The sequence below is a fragment of the Gemella massiliensis genome (genome assembly GCF_900120125.1).
Taxonomy (GTDB): domain Bacteria; phylum Bacillota; class Bacilli; order Staphylococcales; family Gemellaceae; genus Gemella; species Gemella massiliensis.
In genome coordinates, this window is record NZ_LT635546.1 from 101,196 (window position 1) to 125,170 (window position 23,975).

Genomic DNA, 23,975 nt, shown 5'->3' on the forward strand with positions numbered 1-23,975 from the left:
AGCCTATAAATAATAAATAATATAATTTAAAGAAGGTGATTTTACATGGAAAATTTTAGTAATAAGAAGTTGAATGTATTTTCGCTGCTTAGCTATGAAAAATTCAAAATAGCGATTGGAATATTTTTAGGTTCGATTTGCGGCTTGTTATCATTTGTGCCGTATGTTGTTTTATATAAAATGATTGCAGCTTTAATCAACAACCAAATTGATTTTAAGTCTGTGTTGCCATGGGCTTTAGTTATGATATTTTCAACAATCCTGCAAAATATATTGATGTCGATTACTATGATATTCACCCATGTTGCCGCATACAATATTATACACCGTTTGAAGATGGAAGCCCTTGAATATTTATCAAAAGTGAGTTTGGGATTCTTTAATAACAAAACATCCGGAGAATTAAAAGCGGCATTATTTGATGATATTGAAAAATTAGAAGGGTTTATAGCACACAATTTAATAGAAATTACGCAGGCAGTAGTTATCCCTATAATATCAATGTTAATAATGTTTTATATCAATGTATTTATGGCATTAACAATGCTTCTGCCTGTCGTTGTTGGCGTGCTTCTACCAACAATGATGATGAAAAAGTATCCTAATCTGACTAAAAAATATACAGATACTTTTTCTGAGCTGTTAAGTTCTATAAATGAGTATATTAACTGTATGCCGATTATAAAGATGTTTGGATTAACCGTAGAAAAATTTGCAAAGTTAAGTGCTGCATCAAAAAATTATACGGAATGTTTAGTTGAAATGGCAAAGTGTTCTTGTTATCCACTTGCCATAACGATAGTAATTTTGGATTCAGGCATATTATTCACATTGCCAATAGGCGGTTTTTTGTATGTAAATGGGTTGATTTCTACAGAACATTTATTGATATTTATGTTACTAACGATGTGTTTTTACAGGACATTTTTTAACCTATTTAATATTGCGATGGGAAGAATTGAGTTAAACAGTGGATTGGTCAATATAAAAAAACTTTTTGGAATACCGGTTGAAGTGGTAGGAAAAGAACAACTGAAGTCTAAAAATTTGGATATTCAATTTAATGATGTCAGTTTCGGATATGATGATGAGAATGTTGTGTTAAAAAACATCTCTATGAAGATTGAACCTAAGTCATTTACTGCATTTGTTGGAGCTTCCGGAGCAGGAAAAACAACAGCAGCGTCCTTAATAGGGAGATATTGGAATGTTGATAAAGGTGAAATTTGTATCGGAGGAATTCCTATAAACAAACTAAGTGAGGAAACTCTTACTTCTGCGGTTTCGTTTGTATTTCAGGACACATTTTTAATGGAAGATACCTTGTTTGAAAATATTAGAATGGGCAGTGAGGCGGATGAAGAAAGTGTAAAAGAAGCAGCAAAATATGCACAAATTCATGATTTTATTACTACACTTCCCAAAGGATATGATACCAAAATCGGAGAGGAAGGATTTAAACTTTCAGGTGGACAAAAACAAAGACTCAGTATAGCGAGAGCAATTCTGAAAAACGCTCCGATTGTTATTTTTGATGAAGCGACATCATATTCGGATATTGAAAATGAACACAAGATTCAGACGGCATTGAAAAATTTATTAAAAGATAAAACAGTAATTATGATTGCTCACAGGCTTCATACAATATGTGATGCCAATAAAATCATAGTGTTTGAAAAAGGGGAAATAGTTGAACAAGGTACACATAAAAGACTTTTAGAAATAAATGGATACTATTCTAAAATGTGGGCAAGTTATATGAAAAATTATGTGGAGTAGGAGGGAAAAATGTTAAAGGGCATAAATAACCTGATAGGTAAGAATAAAAATAGACTGTATTATCCTATTTTCCTTATGTGCTTGGATTCATTAGGGAGTATGGTTACATATTTCGTTTTATACCTGACCATAATAGATATTTTTCATGGAACATTAGATATCACTTATATTTCCAAGTACACATTGATATGCTTTATAGGCGTTATGTTAAGGATTTTAATATATAGGAAAAGCTATCTTTTGTCTTTTGAGCAATCTTTTTTAACAACCGGGGTTTTACGTACTGACTTAGCAAATCATTTTAGAAAATTAAGTTTAGGTCATTTTAGCAAAAACAGTAAAGGATATTTAATAAACACATTAACAAATGATTTAAGTAGTTTTGAAGGATTACTTTCACACGCATTGCCATTTTTTATAAAAACAATAACTACCTGTTTGATGCTTATAGTCGGAACCTTTTTTATTGACTTTAGACTTGCTTTCGCTGAGTGCATAGTAATCATCATATCAATACCGATATTGCATTGGGGTGAGAGATTATCTAAAAAACTTGAAAATCAGAAACGAAAACTAAATGAAACTATGGTTTCTAATGTTTTGGAATATATAAATGGCATAAAGGTTTTTAGAGCCTATGGTATGCAGGTATCAAATTTTACCAGATTAAAAAGCAATATGGAAGCAGTCAGAAAAAATGGTATTCAAACAGAAGTGAAAATGGCTATTCCAACGGCATTATATGGAAGTTTGATAAATTTTATTGTGCCAATATCACTATTAAGCGGAAGCTATTTGCTCATGGGTGGAGATTTAAAAGCTGAGTCTTTGATTGCGTTTTTTATTATGGGAATTGCCGTTTCCGGAATTTTAATTTCATTTGAGAGATATTATATCATGCTTAAAAACTTAAAAATAGCTTCTGACAATTTAAATAGAGCTATGGACTGCGAAGAATATGATTTTGACAATAAGAAAAATGCTTTAAAAAACTATACAGTCAGATTTGAGAATGTTTCATTTTCCTATGAAAAGAATAAAGAAGTTCTGCACGACATTAGTTTTGTAGCAGAAGAAAGAAGTATAAACGCACTGATAGGAGAATCTGGTTCCGGGAAAAGTACCATAATGAATTTAATCACAAGGTTTTGGGATATAACAGATGGGGAAATTACCATTGGAGGAGAAAATATTAAAAATTTAAATCCGGATTTTTTATTAAATTCGGTAAGCGTAGTATTTCAGGATAATATTTTGTTATCAGATACTATTTTAAATAATATCTCCATAGGCAATCCAAATGCAACTTTTGAGGAAGTTGTTGAAGCTTCAAAAATTGCCTGTTGCCATGAGTTCATTATTTCTTTACCTGATGGATATAATACAAAAGTTTCAGAAGGTGGCACATCACTTTCAGGTGGAGAAAAGCAGAGAATTTGTATTGCCAGAGCAATTTTAAAAAATGCTCCAATATTGTTATTGGATGAATTTACAGCATCTTTAGATGCAGATAATGAAATTAAGATTAATAAAGCATTTGACCATTTGATAAAAGGAAAGACGGTTTTCACTATTGCTCACAGGCTTCATACAATAAAAAATGCAGACCAGATTATTTTAATGAATAACGGAAAAATAGAAGAAATAGGAAAACATGATGAATTGATAAAGAAAAAAGGTCATTATTACCAAATGATTAAAGAGCAAGAACAGGCAAAAAACAAATAATGTAAGGAGCAGGAAAATGAATAGCAGCAAAATAAAGATTATGAGTGAGGAAAATGTTGCGAAAGCTTTGTTTAAACTTGGAATGCCAATGGTTGTAAGTATGCTGATAATGGCATTATATAATGTTGTGGATACTTACTTTGTATCAGGACTGGGGAAACATTCAGTAGCAGCCGTATCGGTAGCTTTTCCGATTTCTCTTATTTTTTCAGGGATTGGATTAACTTTTGGTGCAGGGGCAGGTTCTTATATATCACGATTATTAGGTGGAGAAAAGAAGAAGGAAGCAGATATAGTTGCTACTGTAGCAATGTTTACAAGTGTTATCATCGGAGCGATTACCGGCATGACACTGCTGTTTCTGCTGACTGATGTTTTGAAATTTATGGGAGCAATCCCTTCTATAATAGAAATTGCTAAAAAATATGCCATCATATTCATTATAAGTACAATGGTCAGCACTGCTAATGTAACGGCAGGCAATCTGGCGGTAGCACAAGGGGCAGCTAAAGTTTCTTTAAAAGCAATGATTATTGGTTCGGCTTTGAATATGGTTTTAGATCCTATATTTATATATGGATTAAATTTGGGAGTAAATGGAGCAGCCATTGCAACTCTTATATCTCAAGTCGTAACCCTGTTTATTTATATCATTTATTTTAAAAGCGAGAAAAGTTATATAAAACTTAAAATTTCTAATTTTAAGCCAACCATTAATGCTTATAAAGAAATATTGAAAGTTGGTATTTCAATGTTTTTGCTCCAGATTTTTTCAAGTATATCTATGAGTAAAATATCATCTTCGGCATCTTTATATGGGGAAGATGCGATTGCTGCAATGGGGATCGTACTTAGAATTGTAACTTTGGGAACGAATGTTGTTTTTGGATATATGAAAGGATTACAGCCATTAGCCGGCTTTAATTACGGTGCGAAGAACTACAAAAGATTAAATGAAGCAATAAGGTGCTGTATAAAATATATAAATCTATTTTGTTTAGTATGGACAATTTTACTTTATATATTTGCACCAAATATATTATCTATCTTTGGAACTGGTGAAAGTGTTTTGAAAATAGCAGTTCCTGCTTTAAGAGCAGGAGTCATTATGTTTATTACATTTGGATTTCAATTCACATATTCCACATTATATTTATCAATGGGAAAAGCCTTAGCTGGAGGATTTTTAAGCATTTGCAGACAAGGAATTATATTTTTACCGATCATTCTGCTTTTGCCTAAAATTTTTGGATTAAATGGTGTGATATATTCTCAAGCTGTCGCTGATTTAATAACCACAATTATAACAATACCTTTTGCAATAGATGTAAGAAAAAAATTAAGATTAAATTCAAATGAAATATAAAAATTGAGGGAAAGAGCAGATGAAATGAGAAAAGTAAATGTATCAGGAGGATAATAATGTTCAATGAAATAATAATGAGAGCTTTAATGATGGAATCACCTTTTTTCGTATTGTCTAAGAATTTATTTAAATAATTCGGCAATACTTACCCATTTTAGAGGACTTCTTATGCTTAAGTGCAGGAGTCCTCCTTTTTTTGCCTGAAAACAAGCAGACAGAAAAAGAATGGAGGACTTGAAATGAAAAAAGAATATTACCTTTATGTCAATGGGCAAAAGGTGAAAGTCAGTGAGGAGATATATAAGGTCTACTGGCGTGAGAAAGAGCATGAAAAATATTTGGAGCAGGTGGACAGGAAAAACCACTTGCTCTTTTTTTCATCATTAGACCATGATGGACATTTCTATGAAAACATTGTTGATGAAGGCGTTGATGTAGAAAAGATTGTGGAAACACAGATGATGATTGAAGCAGTCAGAAACGCTATATCAAGGCTTAACGCAGAAGAAAAGGACATCATAGAGCGTTTGTATTTTCATGATGAACCAGTCCGTTTGGTAGCAAAGTTAAAGAGTATCACACACCCGGCTTTGATTAAGAAAAGAAACAAAATCTTAGAGAAGCTGAAAAAATTTATCGAAGAAATTTAGAAATTCGGTAACCAAAGGGGTCAAATTTTCCTTATATAAAGTGAAGGGGAGTTTGACCTCTTTTACTTTCTTTTATAAGAGATAGGTTGCTATGGCAAATTGGAAAATAGAAAGAAAAATCCCTTTCAAATATTTTGTTCTTTGACAACTGAATAGACCAAGGTAGGACTTTATCTGCTTGTGGAGAATTATGACTTACGCCAAGACCTTTCTGCTAAAAAATATTTTGGTTCAATGAATACTGAGAAAATCAAGGAAACAAGGAAGCGAGCGACAAATAAGATTACATAAAAAACAGATGTGGCAGTCTGTTCGTTGATACAGGCAGTGATAATGATACTTCAACAGTTTATGCCGGCTCGTCTTGAATAAGGGGCGGAGGTGAGATTCCTATGTTGTCAGCCAAGACACCTACCAATGTCAAAAAACTTAAAAAAGAAAACAACAGGGAAAGGAGTTTTCTAATGAATGCAGAAGAATTAGCAATATATAAAAACATGTCAGCGGAAGAGATAGACAGGAAAATTGTCCCTGATATTGAAGATATAAAAGATAAGAAAAATGCAGAGCCGCTTTCCATGTACTTTATGAAAGTCGGAAATGTCATTGTTAAATGTAGCTATGCAGAGAATGGAAGAAGTTTGGAGGATTGCTTTTTGTCTTACCTAAAAAAGAAAGCAATGCTTCTTGATTAAAATATGATAAAAGGGGCAGACTTTTTTACAAATCTATGGTATAATACGAATCAAATAGGGATACAACTTCATAAGAGCTGAAAGACTCCAAGTTATCATATTTCTCCTTAAAAAAGAATATGAAAGTTTGGAGGTTTTGTTATGTCTAAAAACAATTTAGATACAGATGTTCTCAAAGTTGCCATGTATCTCAGATTATCACAAGATGATGAAAAATATGATAAAGGCTTTAAGGTGGAAAGCAACAGCATTTCCAACCAAAGACTTCAGATTAATGACTTCATTGATAAAAATGAGGATATGGAGCTGATAGAAGAATATGTCGATGACGGATATTCAGGGATAAACTTTGAAAGACCGGCATTTAAGAAAATGATGGAAGATGTCATCACAGGGAGAATTAACTGCATTGTTGTAAAAGACTTATCCAGATTTGGCAGAGATTATATTGATAGCGGAAGATACCTGCAAAGAGTGTTTCCCTCTCTTGATATAAGATTTATTGCCCTAAATGATAATTATGACAGCTATACAGCCAGTGAAACGGAAAAGAACTTGGTCATTCCGTTTAAAAGCTTCATCAATGACAATTATTGTAGGGATACTTCCGCAAAGGTCAGAAGTGTCTGCAAGGTAAAGAGAAAACAGGGACAGTTTATATCAAACTATGCTCCTTACGGCTATGAAAAAGATAAGGAAGATAAGCACAAAATAGTAATTGATAAAGAAGCAGAATATGTGGTGCGGGAAATCTTCTCAATGAAGCTTGAGGGGTACAGCTCCTACTCTATTGCCAAACATTTAAATGATAACGGAATATTATCCCCGATGGAGCATAAAAAAGCAAAGGGTATCCGATATAAGACAGGCTTTAGCACAAAGGCTGTTACCAAATGGGATACGCCGGCAGTTAATCGTATTTTAACCAACGAGGTCTATATCGGAACACTGCAACAGGGAAAGCGGGAAAAGATAAACTATAAGCTGGATAAGGTAGTTTCCAAGGATAGAAGCGATTGGATTGAAATCGAGGACAATCATGAAGCTATTATTGATATTTATGACTTTGAAATTGTCCAAAAGCTTTTGAAATGTGATATAAAGGCAAAAAATGTCGGAGAGAAAGCGGATTTGTTTTCAGGGCTTTTATTTTGCAAGGACTGTAATGCTCAGATGACAAAGAAAGTCGATAAGAGAGGGAAAACTCCCACTATTTACTATATCTGCTCCCAGTACAACAAAGGAAAAGAGTGTAGCAGGCATTCAATCAAACAGGAAGAATTAAAGCTAAGCGTACTTGAGATGATTCGCCATTATATCAACTCTCTTGGGAAGTATGAAAGCATTTCAGAAGAGATAAGAGAAATGGAAGTATCTTATGAGCTTTTTCAGAAAATAGATAAAAGACAGGAATATACCAAGAAAAGCAAGGCAAAGTTTGAACTTTTAAAATCGGCTCTGTATCAGGACTTAAAAGAAGGAATCATTTCTGAAGAAGAATTTTACGATATGAGAGAGTTTTATACAAACCGTATCGTAGAAAGCGAACTGATTTTAGAAAAGCAGAATAAAGAAATCTCAAGACTCTATCAAAAGAGTTTGGGAAACAAAAACTTCCTGTCAGATATTAAAAAGTACAGGAATATAAGCACCTTAGAACGAGGACTTCTTGTAAGACTTGTAGATAAAATCTATGTTTTGGAAGAAAAAAGGGTAGAAATCCATTTTAACTATGATGAAACCACAGACATACTGGATAAGTTAAGCGACTACACAAAGCAATCCTCCGAGCTGATGAAGGAGGTGGTGTAGATGGCAAGGACAGCGAACAGACGGGAAAGGGCAGAAGAAGCTTCATTAAGCAAAGAAAGCGGAAACAGTTTTCAAACAGCGATTTACACAAGAATATCAAGAGATAAAAAAGAAAAGCCGAGTGATTCCATTGAAAATCAAATTGCTCTTTGTGAAAGTTATATAAAGAAAAATGATGGGCATAATTTGGTTGGAATATATAAAGACATCGCAAAGACAGGGACAGAATTTGAAAGACCTGACTTTGAAAAACTTATGGGAGAAGTAAGGACGGGAAAAGTCAACTGCATTATTGTAAAAGACCTATCCCGCTTCGGAAGAAATTATACGGAGCTTGGAAACTTCATTGAAAAGATATTTCCGTTTCTTGGAGTAAGATTTATTGCGGTTAATGACAATTTGGATACCTTTCACATGGAAGATCCCAATAAATCTCTTGAGGTAATCTTGAAGAATATTGTAAATGAAACTTATGCAAAAGACATTTCAAAGAAAATATCAACTTCCCATCAGATTAGAATTAAGCAAGGTGGATTTATTTGTGGTGCAGCTCCTTATGGCTATACAGCAAGAAAAGATGAAGATGGAGTAAGACGGTTATATATTGATGAAAATACAGCTTCCATCGTAAAAGAAATCTTTGATGCGTATTTGAAGGGATTTAGTACACTTGATATTTCAAAGTTACTGCTTGAAAAGAAAGTATATATAGCAACTGATTATAGGAAGTTTGGAAAAGCTAAAGCTGATGAAAATGAACTTATAAGAGCTTGGATTCCAACAACAATATTACAAGTACTTAAAAATCGTGTATATACAGGAACACTCATTCAAGGCAGAAATCAAAAGCATTTATTTGAAGGCAAAAAGAGAGAAAGGCTTGACGAAGAACATTGGACAATAACAGAAGATGCCCATGAAGCAATTATCTCGCTTGATACATTTGAAAAGGTACAGGAGAAAATTTCCTCAAAATCTAATTCCATTAAAAATAGCAGAAAAGAAAATAAGAATGCTAAGGATGATACAGTATTTAGAGGAAAACTCTATTGTGGGATTTGTAAGAGAAAAATGAGCGTACACAGGCAAAAAAGCGGTAATAAAACTGTATTTTATTTTAGCTGTAATCGGTTCAGAGAATTTACAACAGAAAAATGCGGAACATCTATTACAGAGGCTACTCTTGAAAAAACTGTTAAAGCAGCCTTTGATGCTATTCTTTTTAATAACAGTAAAAGTTATAAGGCTTATCTGAATGCTTATGACAATCTTAAAATAGAGATGGATAAGAAAAAGGAAAAAGAAATAACTGAAATTGAAAGAAAAATTTTAGGCTTTAGCAGACTTCAAAGTGAGTATTATGAAAAATATGTTTTGGGCAAGTGGAGTAAAGAAGATTTTGAAAGGGAAAAAGGACTTCTGAGTAAAAAGAAAGCAGAACTCGAAAGCCTAAAAGAAAGACAAGTTGCTATCTTTGAAAAAGAAGTATTTGAACTTGAAGAAAGGCATAAGTACCTTACAGCACTTTTTAAAGGTAAAACAAAGAAATGGGATAAAGACTTTGTAGATAGCATCATTGATAAGATCTTTATAGGGAAAGATAACACAATAGAAATCAAATTTAATTTTGAAGAAACTCCTGTGATTACTGAAAAACTCGGTAGAAAGACAAGGAGGAGCTGATATGAATACAGTAGATTTTTATTTAAGACTTTCCTTAGAAGATGACGACTTAAAAGACGAAAGTAACAGCATTACTTCCCAAAGAGAAATCTTAAAAGACTATATCAGTTCAAGAGAAGAATTTACTGGAGTGAAGATAAGAGAACATATTGATGATGGCTATACCGGAACAAATTTTAATCGTCCTGCATTTCAAAAGATGATAGGTCTTGTGAAGAAAAATGAGATAAGAACTATTCTTGTAAAGGATTTATCACGATTTGCAAGAGATTATATTGAATCCGGAGCATATATTGAGCAGATATTCCCTTTTATGCAGGTTCGTTTCATCTCTGTGAATGACAATTATGACAGTAATAACAATGAGAATGGAATCAGCAGTTTAGAAATTCCTTTTAAGAATCTTGTCTATGACTACTATTCCAAGGACATTTCACAAAAAATCAGTTCATCAGTAAGAGTAAGACAGGATAGAGGGTATTATTTCGGTTCAAAAGCACCGTATGGATATGTAAAAGATGAAAAAGACCATCATCAGCTACTTGTCGATGATAGAGTGAGAAACATCATTGAAGAAGTCTTTGAAAGATACCTTAGTGGTGAAAGTATGCTTTCCATTTCTAAAGATTTTAATCATAGAGGTGTTCTGACGCCGGCAAAACATATAGGGCTTAAAAGAGGAAGTGGAGTATGGACAGGACAGATTATTAGATATGTTTTAACACAAAGAGTTTATACAGGAGCTGTTGTTGGTGGAAAGACAAGAGTGCAGGAAGTTGGTTCTGATAATAGGAAATGGGTTGATAGCAAAGACTGGATAATTAGAGAAGATATGCACGAAGCTATTATATCCAAAGAGGATTTTGACAAAGTGCAGGATATGCTAAACAGCAATACAAAACATATCAGCAGGGAGCGGAAGCATTTTCATATTCTTCAAGACAAAGTCTATTGTGGTAAGTGCTATCATAAAATGACCTATACGGTTAATTATGGAAAAACAGATGGATATTGCTGTCTCTATCGGTACAAAGCAAAAGACTGTGGCTGCATGAAAGGGAAGATAAAAGCAGAAACACTGGAAGATATTGTTTCAGAAGAGATTAAACTTTATACAGAGAGTTTTCTTGAAAAAGAACAGACAAGAAAGATTGAGCATAAAGTTATGGAAAGCATTTGTGAAAGCCTGCTTGACAGGAAGAAAAGACTGGAAGCGGAAAAGCAAAAGATTCAGGTTTCCAAAATGCAGCTTTATGAAAAGCATAAACAGGACGAAATAGATAAGGAAGCATATTTATCAAAGAAAGAAGATTTAAGCAGAAAACTTAAAAATACAGAACAGGAAATAACCATCATTACGGACAAGATAAAAGAAAATACATCTTCAGGACATAACCTTAATGTTGATAAGCTAAGAGAAGCGGTTGCGAAAGGAGAGCTTGTTTTAGACTGGATCAACGAAGTCATAGACAGGATTTATGTTTATGATAAAGACAAGGTGGAGATTATTTGGAAATTTGAGAAAGGGAATGGAAAAGATGGATAAAAAAGACGAAATTATGCTTGTAAATCATGAATCCCTTGCAGAAAAAATTTATATTATCAGGGGGCAGAAAGTCATGCTTGACTTTGAACTGGCAGAGATTTATGGGTATGAAACTAAAAATTTCAACAGGCAAGTCAAGAACAATATCGAGAAGTTTGAAGGCGAAGATTTTATGTTTAGGCTGACAACTCAAGAAGTTGAAGAACTTTCAAGGTGCAAAAATTTCACCTTGAACAGAGGCACAGGACGAGGTAGTAATATTAAGTACAATCCTTATGTCTTTACAGAGCAGGGAATCTATATGCTGATGACAGTTCTTAAAGGCGATCTTGCAGTAAGACAAAGTAGAGCCTTAATACGCACTTTCAAGCAGATGAAAGACTATATCGTAGAAAACCAAGGCTTGATTGGACAAAGAGAATTTTTACAGCTTTCCATGCAGATAACAAGTAATGTCGTAGAAATGCAGGATTTAAGACGGGATTTAATGAATGTGGAAGATAAGGTGGCAGGATTGGTGGACAATTTAGGTAGTGTTGTGCATAAATCCGAACTTTCAGAGTTAATTCTTGACCTTAGCAATCCTCAGCTAAAATATGGATTTTTGCTTTTAAATGGAGAGCCGATTGAAGCGAACCTTGCTTATAAGGACATTTACAGCATAGCAAAAAAGAGCATTTATATTGTAGATAACTATATCGGAGTTAAGACACTGGTACTGCTGAAAGATATACCCTCATCGGTAGAAATCACTATATTTAGCGACAATGTTNACTTGGATTCCAACAACAATATTACAAGTACTTAAAAATCGTGTATATACAGGAACACTCATTCAAGGCAGAAATCAAAAGCATTTATTTGAAGGCAAAAAGAGAGAAAGGCTTGACGAAGAACATTGGACAATAACAGAAGATGCCCATGAAGCAATTATCTCGCTTGATACATTTGAAAAGGTACAGGAGAAAATTTCCTCAAAATCTAATTCCATTAAAAATAGCAGAAAAGAAAATAAGAATGCTAAGGATGATACAGTATTTAGAGGAAAACTCTATTGTGGGATTTGTAAGAGAAAAATGAGCGTACACAGGCAAAAAAGCGGTAATAAAACTGTATTTTATTTTAGCTGTAATCGGTTCAGAGAATTTACAACAGAAAAATGCGGAACATCTATTACAGAGGCTACTCTTGAAAAAACTGTTAAAGCAGCCTTTGATGCTATTCTTTTTAATAACAGTAAAAGTTATAAGGCTTATCTGAATGCTTATGACAATCTTAAAATAGAGATGGATAAGAAAAAGGAAAAAGAAATAACTGAAATTGAAAGAAAAATTTTAGGCTTTAGCAGACTTCAAAGTGAGTATTATGAAAAATATGTTTTGGGCAAGTGGAGTAAAGAAGATTTTGAAAGGGAAAAAGGACTTCTGAGTAAAAAGAAAGCAGAACTCGAAAGCCTAAAAGAAAGACAAGTTGCTATCTTTGAAAAAGAAGTATTTGAACTTGAAGAAAGGCATAAGTACCTTACAGCACTTTTTAAAGGTAAAACAAAGAAATGGGATAAAGACTTTGTAGATAGCATCATTGATAAGATCTTTATAGGGAAAGATAACACAATAGAAATCAAATTTAATTTTGAAGAAACTCCTGTGATTACTGAAAAACTCGGTAGAAAGACAAGGAGGAGCTGATATGAATACAGTAGATTTTTATTTAAGACTTTCCTTAGAAGATGACGACTTAAAAGACGAAAGTAACAGCATTACTTCCCAAAGAGAAATCTTAAAAGACTATATCAGTTCAAGAGAAGAATTTACTGGAGTGAAGATAAGAGAACATATTGATGATGGCTATACCGGAACAAATTTTAATCGTCCTGCATTTCAAAAGATGATAGGTCTTGTGAAGAAAAATGAGATAAGAACTATTCTTGTAAAGGATTTATCACGATTTGCAAGAGATTATATTGAATCCGGAGCATATATTGAGCAGATATTCCCTTTTATGCAGGTTCGTTTCATCTCTGTGAATGACAATTATGACAGTAATAACAATGAGAATGGAATCAGCAGTTTAGAAATTCCTTTTAAGAATCTTGTCTATGACTACTATTCCAAGGACATTTCACAAAAAATCAGTTCATCAGTAAGAGTAAGACAGGATAGAGGGTATTATTTCGGTTCAAAAGCACCGTATGGATATGTAAAAGATGAAAAAGACCATCATCAGCTACTTGTCGATGATAGAGTGAGAAACATCATTGAAGAAGTCTTTGAAAGATACCTTAGTGGTGAAAGTATGCTTTCCATTTCTAAAGATTTTAATCATAGAGGTGTTCTGACGCCGGCAAAACATATAGGGCTTAAAAGAGGAAGTGGAGTATGGACAGGACAGATTATTAGATATGTTTTAACACAAAGAGTTTATACAGGAGCTGTTGTTGGTGGAAAGACAAGGGTACAGGAAGTTGGTTCTGATAATAGAAAATGGGTTGATAGCAAAGACTGGATAATTAGAGAAGATATGCACGAAGCTATTATATCCAAAGAGGATTTTGACAAAGTGCAGGATATGCTAAACAGCAATACAAAACATATCAGCAGGGAGCGGAAGCATTTTCATATTCTTCAAGACAAAGTCTATTGTGGTAAGTGCTATCATAAAATGACCTATACGGTTAATTATGGAAAAACAGATGGATATTGCTGTCTCTATCGGTACAAAGCAAAAGACTGTGGCTGCATGAAAGGGAAGATAAAAGCAGAAACACTGGAAGATATTGTTTCAGAAGAGATTAAACTTTATACAGAGAGTTTTCTTGAAAAAGAACAGACAAGAAAGATTGAGCATAAAGTTATGGAAAGCATTTGTGAAAGCCTGCTTGACAGGAAGAAAAGACTGGAAGCGGAAAAGCAAAAGATTCAGGTTTCCAAAATGCAGCTTTATGAAAAGCATAAACAGGACGAAATAGATAAGGAAGCATATTTATCAAAGAAAGAAGATTTAAGCAGAAAACTTAAAAATACAGAACAGGAAATAACCATCATTACGGACAAGATAAAAGAAAATACATCTTCAGGACATAACCTTAATGTTGATAAGCTAAGAGAAGCGGTTGCAAAAGGAGAGCTTGTTTTAGACTGGATCAACGAAGTCATAGACAGGATTTATGTTTATGATAAAGACAAGGTGGAGATTATTTGGAAATTTGAGAAAGGGAATGGAAAAGATGGATAAAAAAGACGAAATTATGCTTGTAAATCAGGAATCCCTTGCAGAAAAAATTTATATCATAAGGGGACAGAAAGTAATGCTTGACTTTGAACTGGCAGAGATTTATGGGTATGAAACAAAAAGATTTAATGAGCAGGTCAAAAATAACATTGAGAAATTTGACGATGATTTCAGGTTTCAACTTACAAAAGAGGAATGGGAAAATTTGAGGTCGAAAATTTCGACCTCAAAATCGGAAACAGGTTCAGGAGGAAGAAGATACTTACCTTATGTTTTTAGTGAAGCCGGAATCTACATGCTGATGACGGTTCTTAAAGGAGAGCTTGCTGTCAAGCAGAGTAAAGCCTTAATACGTACTTTTAAGCAGATGAAAGACTATATTGTGGAAAACCAAGGCTTGATTGGACAAAGAGAATTTTTACAGCTTTCCATGCAGATAACAAGTAATGTCGTAGAAATGCAGGATTTAAGACGGGATTTAATGAATGTGGAAGATAAGGTGGCAGGATTGGTGGACAATTTAGGTAGTGTTGTGCATAAATCCGAACTGTCAGAGTTAATTCTTGACCTTAGCAATCCTCAGCTAAAATATGGATTTTTGCTTTTAAATGGAGAGCCGATTGAAGCGAACCTTGCTTATAAGGACATTTACAGCATAGCAAAAAAGAGCATTTATATTGTAGATAACTATATCGGAGTTAAGACACTGGTACTGCTGAAAGATATACCCTCATCGGTAGAAATCACTATATTTAGCGACAATGTTGGTAAAGGACTTCATACCCTTGAATACCAAGATTTTTGCAAAGAATATCCGTTTAGAAAGATAAAGTTTCAAAAATCCGGTGGAGAGTTCCATGACAGGTATATTATCATAGATTGGAATACGGATAAGCAAAGGATATACCACTGTGGAGCATCTTCCAAAGACGCAGGGCAAAGAATTACAACGATTTCGGAAGTAGTTGACCAAGTAGTATATGCAGACCTGATAAACAAGCTCTTGAAAAATCCAATTTTAAAGTTAAAATAGAGTAAAAAAAGTTGATTGGAAATTTGAAAAAATATGTATCCAATGCTTGACACAAGGGTGGATATGTAAATACCATATTGTATTTACCCCTAAGTATAGACGAAAAATAGAATTTAATCAATACAAACGAGATATAGTAGATATAATAAAAAGGTTATGTAAGTATAAAGGAGTGGAAATAATAGAAGGACATATAATGCCAGATCATATACATTTGCTGTTATCAATACCACCAAAATATAGTGTATCAAGTTTTATGGGATATTTGAAAGGAAAAAGTTCACTGATGATATTTGATATGCATGCAAACCTGAAGTATAAGTATGGGAATAGAAAGTTTTGGGCAGAAGGATACTATGTAAGTACTGTAGGTTTGAATGAAGGTACAATAAGAAAATACATCAAAGATCAAGAAGCGCATGATATTGCAATAGATAAACTGACAACAAAAGAATATACAAATCCATTTGGAAATAAGAAAAAATAGATAAACCCGTTTGACGGGTAGTGGGCGTAAAAATACAATAGGGCTTGAACGAATGTGAAAGCCAGCGCCTTGAGGTGCGTGTTAGTAACAAAGGGTTATACCCGAAGAGAAAACCACCCCTTTTCAGGGGTGGTCATTATTTATAAAATTGTTATTTTTATAATATTAGAGCCAGAATAATATATTTCTTTTAACATGCATAGATATAGCCAGTATATGTAGCTGATACCAAGTGTGAAAGAAATCCTAGTACATTTCCAAATGGTATAGAGCCTGAATATTGTAAATATCCTTTATATAATTTACCACCAATCCACTCTTGATGATAGTAATAATTAGGTAGTGACCACGGTGCCATTACAACCTGTTTGCTTCTGTACATAGAATATCCGCCACCACCATAGTCCCAGTTCATAGAAGAACGAAATGATATATTATTATCATTATTATTATCTTTTGCAAATGTAGCTGGTGTTATTGAAATAAATAGTAAACTTGTAATACTTAATATTTTGATAAATTTATTCATTGCTATTTCTCCTTTTCGTTATTAGTTAATCCTTTTATTAAAAAGTAGATTCCTAAACATGGAGATAATATTATACCTATAATTTCAAAAGTAGAAAAATTACTCATAATTATCACCTATGATCCCAGCTCTATCTAAATATATTGTATACTTTTTTGTAAACGTTGTCAACACTTAAGCGTAAGTACTTTATAGTATTTATAATATTAAATTGATATAATGAACTTAAATTATAATTGCAAAGAAAGTATAGTGAACATTAATAAGTAAATTCCCAAAGTAAATTCCGTGAACATTAATAGAAGAAAAAATTTAAAAAAACTCTTTTAATATATTTACACATGTGGTATAATTATGAAAGTTTGAGTATAAATATATATTCTTATATAAGGAGAAGAAAGATGACACAGCAATCAAGAGTAAGACCAATCTTAGATGTTCATGAGAAACCCAAATTAGCCTTGTGGATAACGCTCAGTTTACAACATTTGTTTGCAATGTTTGGAGCAACGGTTTTAGTACCTATCTTAACGGGATTACCTGCCAGTACGGCACTTACAACATCAGGTATTGGTACATTAACGTATTTATTCATTACACGTGGAAAAATTCCGGCATATTTAGGTTCATCATTTGCTTTTATTAATCCTATTATAGCGTTATCAACGACGCATAATATTGAAACAGCAATGTTGGGTGCATTTTTAGCCAGTTTAGTTTACGGAGTTGTAGCATTGTTTATCTATAAATTTGGAGTAGGGTGGTTGTTGAAATTGTTGCCACCGGTAGTAGTAGGACCTATTATTATTGTTATCGGTTTAGGAATATCACCTACGGCGGTTAATATGGCAATGTATAAAACAGTGAATGGTGCTAAAGTATATGATTTAAAATACTTTTTAGTAGCACTCGCTACATTAATAATTACAATTATTTGTGCAGTAGCATTAAAAGGTTTTGCTAAACAGATACCGGTATTATTAGGTATCGTTTTTGGATATATTGTGGCGGTATTTGCTGGATTGGTAGATTTTCAGCCGGTAATAGATGCACCGTGGTTTAGTTTACCAAAATTTACGGTACCCTTTATTACTTATACACCGGAGTGGAATGTTGCGGAACTTGCAATGGTTCCAATAGCAATAGTAACAATTAATGAACATATAGGACATCAAATGGTATTATCAGAAGTAGTTGGTAAAAACTTTTTAGAAGATCCGGGGTTACACCGTTCAATTTTAGCTGATGGAACGGCTATGATGTTTGCTTCGTTACTAGGTGGTCCGCCAAGTACGACATATGGAGAAAATATTGGAGTATTGGCTATTACAAGAATATTTTCAGTATTTGTTTTAGGTGGAGCTGCGATATTTGCTTTGATTTTAAGCTTTATTGGGAAGTTTTCTGCTTTGATTTCTACTATTCCATCACCGGTAATGGGTGGTGTATCGATACTATTGTTTGGTATTATCGCTTCAAGTGGGTTAAGAATGTTGGTTGATGAAAAAGTAGATTTAAGTATTAACAGAAACTTAGTAATTTCATCAGTAATTATTGTACTGGGTGTTGGTGGTGCAATGTTGAAATTTGAAAGTATTAATTTCGAATTACCGTCTATGGTATTAGCGGCGATTACAGGTGTACTTCTTAATGCGTGTTTACCAAAAAAAGATAAAGAGTAAGTGAAAAAATATATAGGTAAATCATGTTCAAAAAATTTTCGGTAAAGAAGTTTAAAAAGTACTGAAAAAAATTGTAATAGTTAAAGTAGTTATGCTTAAATATAGAGAATAATTATCTGAAAATAAATAAATTGTATTTTGCTGTAATTTTTAAAAAGGATAGCTGGCAACTTATCATAGAATAAGTCGTCAGCTATTTTCTATTTAATAATGATGTTATACATAAAATTCTCCTATTAAATTTTTAAAATTGGTTAATTTTCGTATATTTTTATTGAAAACCCAAAATAGAGTAACACCTAAAATTAAACTGGCAATAATTATAATAATTATATTTTTACTATATTGGGTGCTTAAAATTCCGGAAAAAATTGCACCAAGAGGAGTGAATGTTATAGATAATCCAATCATAGAAGACATAGCAATATCTAATTTATCTTTTTTTACAATACTTTGAATCATAGTTTGGGAGTATGTATTTAATATATCGATTAATATCCACCCAATTAAAAAAAGTAAAAAAATGAGTATCATATTTTTAATAGAATTATTTTTAATTATGCTTAAAATTCCCCAAGAAAGAGAAAGTCCTAATGTAAAGAAAATATATAGTGAACCTAGTTTTTGATGTTTTAATTTTTCTAAGTTGGAAAGTAATGCACCTATCAATGTTCCTAATCCAGAAGCACTAAGTAAAATTCCATAGAATATACTGCTTTCAGAAAACTCCGGAAGTAAAGTTAACAAAGAACTCGTAGAGAAATTTATAATTATAATACCTATAAGCAGAGGTTTTAATATCGGAGTGTTCCAAATCTTTATTCCAGAATATAGTTTAGAAAAATAGTTTTCATTCTCCTTAATAAGTGTAGTTTTTTTAGAAATTTTGTTTGATAAAAACATGAACAATATAGCATTTATAATGAACGTAAAACTATTTATAAAGAATGAAGATATGGTTCCTAAGACTGTAATAATAAAGCCTCCTATTGAATTAAACAATGCATCACTACCTTGATAAGCAATAGAAAATAGAGAGTTTGCCTTTATTAGATCTTTTTGTTTAACAATTTTGGGAAGAAGCGAAAGCTGGATAGGATATACAATCTGATTAGCAAGGCTAATAAATGCTATTATAGATATCAAAGTATATATGTAATTTGTTTATAAACATTAAATAAGGTATAAGCAGCAATATAATAGATTGAGAAAGCTGCGAACATATCAAAAATAATTTTATATTAATTTTACTTATTATAGGTGATATAAATATTTGTAATATTGCAGTAAAATAATGTTACTCCGGTATAAAAAGTAGAATTAGTCATTGTATACACTAAAGTTAAGGTTGCTATTGAATAAATGCTATCACCAAAGTTTGTGATAAATCTTCCTAAAAGTAAAAGAGAAAAATCTTTATTTTTAAACATAATATAAACTCCTTTCTGTAATAAATTATAATTTAACGATAAAATTCAATTTAACATCAAAATATAATCTAACGATTATTTTTTTTTTTGACGGTTTATTTATTATATCAGTATCTTTCTTAGAGAAAAATTTATTTTCGAGCTGCTTTAATTCATACCAAAATTTTTCTTCGTTTTCTTTATCAATATTAAAGTTCAATGAGATATTGTTAAAGAAATCATTAAAAATATTTGGTGCTGGAATAAATGTATGAGTAGTTGGTAAATAGTATTTTTGAATTATTCCGTTGATAGAATCGGTATCAACAACTTCGATAAAATTAAATTCTTCTAATATATTAAGGTGATAATGAATTCTAGTTCTATTTATTTTTAATAGTTTAGCAAGTTGTTGAGAATTTTTTTTCTGTACCAAGAGCGGTAAGAATATTTATTCTCAATGGATCAGAAATTACCTTTAATTTTTCGATATCTGTTATGTAATGTATGTCTTTAATAATAATCACCCCTTTCTTTAATTTTAATTGTAATATACTCTCCTTATATTGTTAATATTTTTTTTTTTTTAAAACATTTTTTTGTTGCGGCAATTGAGTAATAAATAAAAGGTTTGACTACCTCTTTTATATCTGTTATAATTTACTAGGTGAAAATGATCTGTAATTAGTTTTACAGTGTAAGAATTAGAAAATTAGTTATAGAAAAATTAAAATTAAGGAGATTAAAATTGAAAAAATTATTTGCACTTTTATTAGGTTTTGCAGGTGTATTCGTATTGTCAGGGTGTTCTCCACAAGATAGAAGTGGTACGTTTTATGATACATTTGTCAAACCTATGGACATAGCCTTAAGCAAAATTCATGAATATACCGGAAGTTGGGGCTGGTCAATCGTAATTATTACTCTTATTATAAGATTATTAGTATTACCATTTATGTTAAATAATTACAAAATACAAAATAAAGCACGTAAAGGGCAAGAGTTGGCACGCCCTGAATTAGAAGTTATTCAAGCAAAACAAAAAGCTGCACGTGAAAAAGAAGCTCGTGCAATTTCTAATGAAGAAAAAATGCAAGCTCGCAGCGAATTGATGGAAATTCAAAAAGAACAGTTTGCCATTATGAAAAAATATGGAGCAAATCCAATGAGTTTAGGTGGATGTTTACCATTATTCATTCCTCTTCCATTCTTAACGGCGTTGTTTTATACATTATCTAATCCGTTGTATTCAGCAGGAATTATTGATTCAACATTTTTGGGTATTTTCAATCTTGGGACACGTTCATACACATTACCTGTAATTGCGTTTATTGTTTACGCTATTCAAACACGCTTATCAATGAAGATGATGCCACAGGTTACTCAACCCGGTCAAGAACAAATGCAACAACAGATGAAACTTATGCAATGGTTAAGCCCGGTAATGATTACAATATTCTCATTCTGGGTAGCCGGAGCGGTTGCGGTGTACTATATTGTGGGGGGACTATTTTTAATATTCCAAACTTATGTAGGACATGCACTATATCCACCATATGTTCCGGAAAAACAAAAGAAACAAACTTTTGATCCTAATAAGGTGACTTTAGTTTCTAATAAGAAAAAACGTAAATAAAATAGAATAGAAAGGTTTAGTAGTAATGCTGCTGAACCTTTTTTAAATCTTGATATTAATTCTAAATTGTAAAAATTATAGAGATAAAATAATAAAGAATGTAGTAAAATTTTGCTTTATGAATTTTTAACTTTACAATTTAGGACTTTAATAAAGTTTTGCATTATCATTTTATATTTTGTACATTTGTAAATGATGTGAGACAAAAAAAGTAAAAAATAAATACCGGATATAATAGAATTACATAGAAGCTAGCTTCTATGTAAACCGTATGAAGCCCCCGACGTAAATTACATTATTTGATTAGATTTGCCAGCTTTAATTCCTTAGAGAACATTTCAGATTTCTAAAACTTATTTGTCAAGGATTTGAAAAAGGCGTAGCCCTTGTCCTTGACAAATAAGTTGTGAAATCTATTATCTAACAAGGAATTAAAGCCGGCATATTTTTATAGACTCTTTCCGTAACTCTTTTCTTTTTTCAACAGGAGAAAGCCAATTTAAAGTCTGCATAGGAAGACGGTTAGAGCGATATAGATACTTTTTCATCTGAGATATAAGATCATCATACGAAAAGAAAGATAAACGCCTGTAAAAACGTTCATTATCATTTCTATGACTACGTTCAACCTTACCGTTATGTCTAGGAGTTCTAGGTCTAATAAGTTGATGTTTAATGCCAAGATTATTACACAATACATCAAAAGGGTGTATTCGTTTAGTATCTTTAAAATGTGTAAATTCAAAACCATTATCAGTTTGAATTATCTTGGGTTTATACCCAAAATAATCAATAGCCATTTTAACAAATTGAACAGTAGAGTATGATGATTGTTCTTTAAAAGGGAAAATAAATCTTTCCCTAGTAGCTTCATCAATGATAGTATATTGATAAAATTTATCAGGAATTTCTCCTACATAACAACGTTTAGGAACATATTTCACATCAAGTTGCCATTTTTTACCAATTTCAGTAGGTGTATTATAGGGTTTAGGTTTATAAGGAATTACTTTTTTCTTAGTATCTTTATAAAAGCCTAATTTTCTAAGCACTCTAAATAAAGAACAAGGATGTCTTTTATAACCTTTGTTGAATTTAAGTTTAGCATATAATTCAATCATAGAAATATTAGGATTACGTTTAATAAGATTTTTAATCCAAGACAATTCTTCAACTGTATGGGCGTTAGGGTGAATGGAATGAGGTCTATGAGACTTATCTATAAGAGACTCTTTAGTACCGTCATATTTTTTATTCCAACGCAAAAGAGAGGCTTTTGATATTTTATAGCGCCTACAAACAAAACGAATAGAGTTACCGTTTCTATAAGTTTTAACTGCAGCTATTCTTGTTTGTAAAGTATGAGGTATATATCGTTGTGTTTTTTCTATATTTTCTGTTATAATAGTTTTCATAAGAGTAAATTCCTTTTTTTGATTTGTAGGTAACTTCATTATACAGGATTTACTCTTCTTTTTTTTATTATATGTCTCACATCTATTGTAACACTACAAGTTTTGCATTATCATTTTATATTTTTTATTGACTAGCAGGTATATCTGTGGTAGAATTGTTAATGTTGAGTAGCTCCTAAATAGCTACTACAACCGCACGTGTAAGGTAATTAAGTGAGAAATCCACCTTATATGGCGAGTCTTAGTAAAAAATTTAAGGAGGTGCAGATATGTACGCAGTAATCGAAACAGGTGGAAAACAATTACGTGTTGAAGAAGGTCAAACTATTCTAGTTGAAAAATTAGCAGTAGAAGTTGATTCAACAGTAACTTTCGACAAAGTATTACTAGTAGGTGGGGAAAATGCTAAAATTGGTGCTCCATTAGTAGCGGGTGCAACGGTAACAGCTAAAGTTGTTTCTCAAGGTAAAGGTAAAAAAATAACAGTATTTAAATACAAACCTAAGAAAAACAATCACCGTAAATTAGGTCATCGTCAACCATTCACTAAATTAGTAGTTGAAAAAATTAACGCTTAATTATGATTAAAGTCGAAATAACAAAAGGGGTTAATAACATAAAACAAATCATTGTTGATGGTCATGCAAATTTTGCTGAAGAAGGTTCAGATATTGTTTGTGCGGGTGTTTCAGCGATTATTTTTGGATTGATTAATTCGATTGATGAACTTGATGATGAGGTAGTGTTTGATATTTCAGTTAGTGAAGATGAAACAGGACATTTAACTTATCGTTCATTAAAATCTACAATGACGGAACAACTTCTTTTACAAGCGATGTTGGTATCGCTAAAAACAATTGAAGCAAATTATGCAGATTATATAACTATTGAAACAAGAGAGGTGAATTAGAGATGATGTTAAAATTAAATTTACAATTCTTCGCATCTAAAAAAGGGGTAGGTTCTACTAAAAACGGACGTGATTCTGAATCTAAACGTTTAGGTGCAAAAAGAGCTGACGGTCAGTACGTAACTGCAGGTTCTATATTATACAGACAACGTGGTACAAAAATTTATCCTGGAACTAACGTAGGAAAAGGTGGAGATGATACACTATTTTCACTAGTTGACGGAGTTGTTCGTTTCGAAAGATACGGACGTAGTCGTAAAAAAGTTTCAGTATATCCACAAGCATAATATATATGAAGAGAATTTTTATTTATGGTTAATCTTAAATAAAAGTTCTCTTTTTTATTTTTTCAATTTTTAGAATATATAAAATTTTTAATTTTTA

At 32.1% G+C, this 23,975-nt stretch carries 23 protein-coding genes and 1 other annotated feature; of the genes, 18 read left to right on the forward strand and 5 right to left on the reverse strand.

Annotated elements, in window-relative coordinates; all coding sequences use genetic code 11:
- Positions 1-45 precede the first annotated feature (45 nt).
- From BQ7358_RS05425 to tnpA, 13 genes are all read left to right on the forward strand, one after another.
- Complete coding sequence (locus tag BQ7358_RS05425) at positions 46-1,779, forward strand: ABC transporter ATP-binding protein (RefSeq protein WP_021676597.1); 1,734 nt, start codon at positions 46-48, stop codon at positions 1,777-1,779.
- Positions 1,780-1,788: 9 nt separating this feature from the next.
- The gene (locus BQ7358_RS05430) at positions 1,789-3,507 is read left to right on the forward strand and encodes an ABC transporter ATP-binding protein (RefSeq protein WP_072520309.1); all 1,719 of its coding nucleotides are present in this window, start codon (positions 1,789-1,791) and stop codon (positions 3,505-3,507) included.
- Positions 3,508-3,523: 16 nt separating this feature from the next.
- Positions 3,524-4,873 (forward strand): MATE family efflux transporter, encoded by a 1,350-nt coding sequence (locus BQ7358_RS05435; RefSeq protein WP_072520310.1) that lies wholly within the window; start codon positions 3,524-3,526, stop codon positions 4,871-4,873.
- Between the two features lie 239 nt (positions 4,874-5,112).
- Positions 5,113-5,523, forward strand: coding sequence for a sigma-70 RNA polymerase sigma factor region 4 domain-containing protein (locus BQ7358_RS05440; protein ID WP_072520311.1), 411 nt, complete (start codon positions 5,113-5,115; stop codon positions 5,521-5,523).
- A gap of 392 nt (positions 5,524-5,915) precedes the next feature.
- Positions 5,916-6,218 (forward strand): DUF6870 family protein, encoded by a 303-nt coding sequence (locus BQ7358_RS05445; protein ID WP_004633820.1) that lies wholly within the window; start codon positions 5,916-5,918, stop codon positions 6,216-6,218.
- A 141-nt stretch (positions 6,219-6,359) separates the two neighbouring features.
- On the forward strand, positions 6,360-8,030 hold the full coding sequence (locus BQ7358_RS05450; protein WP_072520312.1) for a recombinase family protein: 1,671 nt from the start codon (positions 6,360-6,362) through the stop codon (positions 8,028-8,030).
- Positions 8,031-9,713 (forward strand): recombinase family protein, encoded by a 1,683-nt coding sequence (locus tag BQ7358_RS05455; protein WP_072520313.1) that lies wholly within the window; start codon positions 8,031-8,033, stop codon positions 9,711-9,713. It begins immediately after the preceding gene.
- A gap of 1 nt (position 9,714) precedes the next feature.
- Positions 9,715-11,259: a recombinase family protein gene (locus BQ7358_RS05460; RefSeq protein WP_072520314.1), complete on the forward strand. Its 1,545-nt coding sequence runs from the start codon at positions 9,715-9,717 to the stop codon at positions 11,257-11,259.
- A gap of 13 nt (positions 11,260-11,272) precedes the next feature.
- Complete coding sequence (locus BQ7358_RS05465) at positions 11,273-12,067, forward strand: ORF6N domain-containing protein (protein WP_456071315.1); 795 nt, start codon at positions 11,273-11,275, stop codon at positions 12,065-12,067.
- Positions 12,027-12,947 (forward strand): recombinase family protein, encoded by a 921-nt coding sequence (locus tag BQ7358_RS05470; RefSeq protein ID WP_234971567.1) that lies wholly within the window; start codon positions 12,027-12,029, stop codon positions 12,945-12,947. Before BQ7358_RS05465 ends, BQ7358_RS05470 begins: the two co-directional genes overlap by 41 nt.
- Before the next feature lies 1 nt (position 12,948).
- The gene (locus BQ7358_RS05475; RefSeq protein WP_072520314.1) at positions 12,949-14,493 is read left to right on the forward strand and encodes a recombinase family protein; all 1,545 of its coding nucleotides are present in this window, start codon (positions 12,949-12,951) and stop codon (positions 14,491-14,493) included.
- Positions 14,432-15,523 (forward strand): ORF6N domain-containing protein, encoded by a 1,092-nt coding sequence (locus BQ7358_RS05480; RefSeq protein WP_061115189.1) that lies wholly within the window; start codon positions 14,432-14,434, stop codon positions 15,521-15,523. The genes BQ7358_RS05475 and BQ7358_RS05480 overlap by 62 nt, the downstream gene beginning before the upstream one ends.
- Before the next feature lie 31 nt (positions 15,524-15,554).
- The gene (tnpA, locus tag BQ7358_RS05485; RefSeq protein WP_072520315.1) at positions 15,555-16,010 is read left to right on the forward strand and encodes an IS200/IS605 family transposase; all 456 of its coding nucleotides are present in this window, start codon (positions 15,555-15,557) and stop codon (positions 16,008-16,010) included.
- Positions 16,011-16,200: 190 nt separating this feature from the next.
- Here tnpA and BQ7358_RS05490 read toward each other — a convergent pair whose 3' ends face one another.
- A complete protein-coding gene (locus BQ7358_RS05490) occupies positions 16,201-16,539 on the reverse strand; it encodes a hypothetical protein (protein ID WP_062174035.1) in 339 nt (112 codons plus the stop codon).
- A gap of 401 nt (positions 16,540-16,940) precedes the next feature.
- Between BQ7358_RS05490 and BQ7358_RS05495 the strand changes: the two genes are divergently transcribed.
- Positions 16,941-18,221, forward strand: coding sequence for a solute carrier family 23 protein (locus BQ7358_RS05495; RefSeq protein WP_062174034.1), 1,281 nt, complete (start codon positions 16,941-16,943; stop codon positions 18,219-18,221).
- A 216-nt stretch (positions 18,222-18,437) separates the two neighbouring features.
- On the opposite strand, the gene BQ7358_RS05500 is transcribed toward BQ7358_RS05495, so the two are convergent.
- From BQ7358_RS05500 to BQ7358_RS05505, 3 genes are all read right to left on the reverse strand, one after another.
- A complete protein-coding gene (locus BQ7358_RS05500) occupies positions 18,438-19,367 on the reverse strand; it encodes an MFS transporter (RefSeq protein ID WP_231723764.1) in 930 nt (309 codons plus the stop codon).
- A gap of 101 nt (positions 19,368-19,468) precedes the next feature.
- On the reverse strand, positions 19,469-19,651 hold the full coding sequence (locus tag BQ7358_RS09045) for a hypothetical protein (protein WP_021752409.1): 183 nt from the start codon (positions 19,649-19,651) through the stop codon (positions 19,469-19,471).
- Positions 19,652-19,676: 25 nt separating this feature from the next.
- Complete coding sequence (locus BQ7358_RS05505; protein WP_234971568.1) at positions 19,677-20,066, reverse strand: ArsR/SmtB family transcription factor; 390 nt, start codon at positions 20,064-20,066, stop codon at positions 19,677-19,679.
- A gap of 312 nt (positions 20,067-20,378) precedes the next feature.
- Between BQ7358_RS05505 and yidC the strand changes: the two genes are divergently transcribed.
- Positions 20,379-21,266: a membrane protein insertase YidC gene (gene yidC, locus BQ7358_RS05510; protein ID WP_021752407.1), complete on the forward strand. Its 888-nt coding sequence runs from the start codon at positions 20,379-20,381 to the stop codon at positions 21,264-21,266.
- A 431-nt stretch (positions 21,267-21,697) separates the two neighbouring features.
- Here yidC and BQ7358_RS05515 read toward each other — a convergent pair whose 3' ends face one another.
- Positions 21,698-22,681 (reverse strand): DDE-type integrase/transposase/recombinase, encoded by a 984-nt coding sequence (locus tag BQ7358_RS05515; RefSeq protein ID WP_072520185.1) that lies wholly within the window; start codon positions 22,679-22,681, stop codon positions 21,698-21,700.
- 180 nt (positions 22,682-22,861) lie between these two features.
- Positions 22,862-22,933 (forward strand) — a sequence feature (ribosomal protein L21 leader region).
- Positions 22,934-22,950: 17 nt separating this feature from the next.
- On the opposite strand from BQ7358_RS05515, the gene rplU reads away from it, so the two are divergent.
- From rplU to rpmA, 3 genes are read left to right on the forward strand one after another with little or no spacing between them, the layout of a single operon-like run.
- Entirely contained in the window at positions 22,951-23,259 is a 309-nt protein-coding gene (rplU, locus tag BQ7358_RS05520) for a 50S ribosomal protein L21 (RefSeq protein WP_021752406.1), read from the forward strand.
- A 2-nt stretch (positions 23,260-23,261) separates the two neighbouring features.
- Positions 23,262-23,591, forward strand: coding sequence for a ribosomal-processing cysteine protease Prp (locus tag BQ7358_RS05525; RefSeq protein ID WP_021752405.1), 330 nt, complete (start codon positions 23,262-23,264; stop codon positions 23,589-23,591).
- Positions 23,592-23,596: 5 nt separating this feature from the next.
- Entirely contained in the window at positions 23,597-23,878 is a 282-nt protein-coding gene (gene rpmA, locus BQ7358_RS05530) for a 50S ribosomal protein L27 (protein WP_027130209.1), read from the forward strand.
- Positions 23,879-23,975: the final 97 nt, after the last annotated feature.

Bases quoted from the DNA above. Each gene is read 5' to 3' on its own strand.
- BQ7358_RS05440 (WP_072520311.1), top strand. From the start codon at position 5,113: ATGAAAAAAGAATATTACCTTTATGTCAATGGGCAAAAGGTGAAAGTC.
- BQ7358_RS05425 (WP_021676597.1), top strand. From the start codon at position 46: ATGGAAAATTTTAGTAATAAGAAGTTGAATGTATTTTCGCTGCTTAGC.
- BQ7358_RS05480 (WP_061115189.1), top strand. From the start codon at position 14,432: ATGATAAAGACAAGGTGGAGATTATTTGGAAATTTGAGAAAGGGAATG.
- BQ7358_RS09045 (WP_021752409.1), bottom strand. From the start codon at position 19,651: ATGTTTAAAAATAAAGATTTTTCTCTTTTACTTTTAGGAAGATTTATC.
- BQ7358_RS05455 (WP_072520313.1), top strand. From the start codon at position 8,031: ATGGCAAGGACAGCGAACAGACGGGAAAGGGCAGAAGAAGCTTCATTA.
- BQ7358_RS05450 (WP_072520312.1), top strand. From the start codon at position 6,360: ATGTCTAAAAACAATTTAGATACAGATGTTCTCAAAGTTGCCATGTAT.
- BQ7358_RS05515 (WP_072520185.1), bottom strand. From the start codon at position 22,681: ATGAAAACTATTATAACAGAAAATATAGAAAAAACACAACGATATATA.
- BQ7358_RS05490 (WP_062174035.1), bottom strand. From the start codon at position 16,539: ATGAATAAATTTATCAAAATATTAAGTATTACAAGTTTACTATTTATT.
- rpmA (WP_027130209.1), top strand. From the start codon at position 23,597: ATGTTAAAATTAAATTTACAATTCTTCGCATCTAAAAAAGGGGTAGGT.
- BQ7358_RS05475 (WP_072520314.1), top strand. From the start codon at position 12,949: ATGAATACAGTAGATTTTTATTTAAGACTTTCCTTAGAAGATGACGAC.
- rplU (WP_021752406.1), top strand. From the start codon at position 22,951: ATGTACGCAGTAATCGAAACAGGTGGAAAACAATTACGTGTTGAAGAA.
- BQ7358_RS05445 (WP_004633820.1), top strand. From the start codon at position 5,916: ATGTTGTCAGCCAAGACACCTACCAATGTCAAAAAACTTAAAAAAGAA.
- BQ7358_RS05435 (WP_072520310.1), top strand. From the start codon at position 3,524: ATGAATAGCAGCAAAATAAAGATTATGAGTGAGGAAAATGTTGCGAAA.
- BQ7358_RS05460 (WP_072520314.1), top strand. From the start codon at position 9,715: ATGAATACAGTAGATTTTTATTTAAGACTTTCCTTAGAAGATGACGAC.
- BQ7358_RS05430 (WP_072520309.1), top strand. From the start codon at position 1,789: ATGTTAAAGGGCATAAATAACCTGATAGGTAAGAATAAAAATAGACTG.
- BQ7358_RS05495 (WP_062174034.1), top strand. From the start codon at position 16,941: ATGACACAGCAATCAAGAGTAAGACCAATCTTAGATGTTCATGAGAAA.
- BQ7358_RS05525 (WP_021752405.1), top strand. From the start codon at position 23,262: ATGATTAAAGTCGAAATAACAAAAGGGGTTAATAACATAAAACAAATC.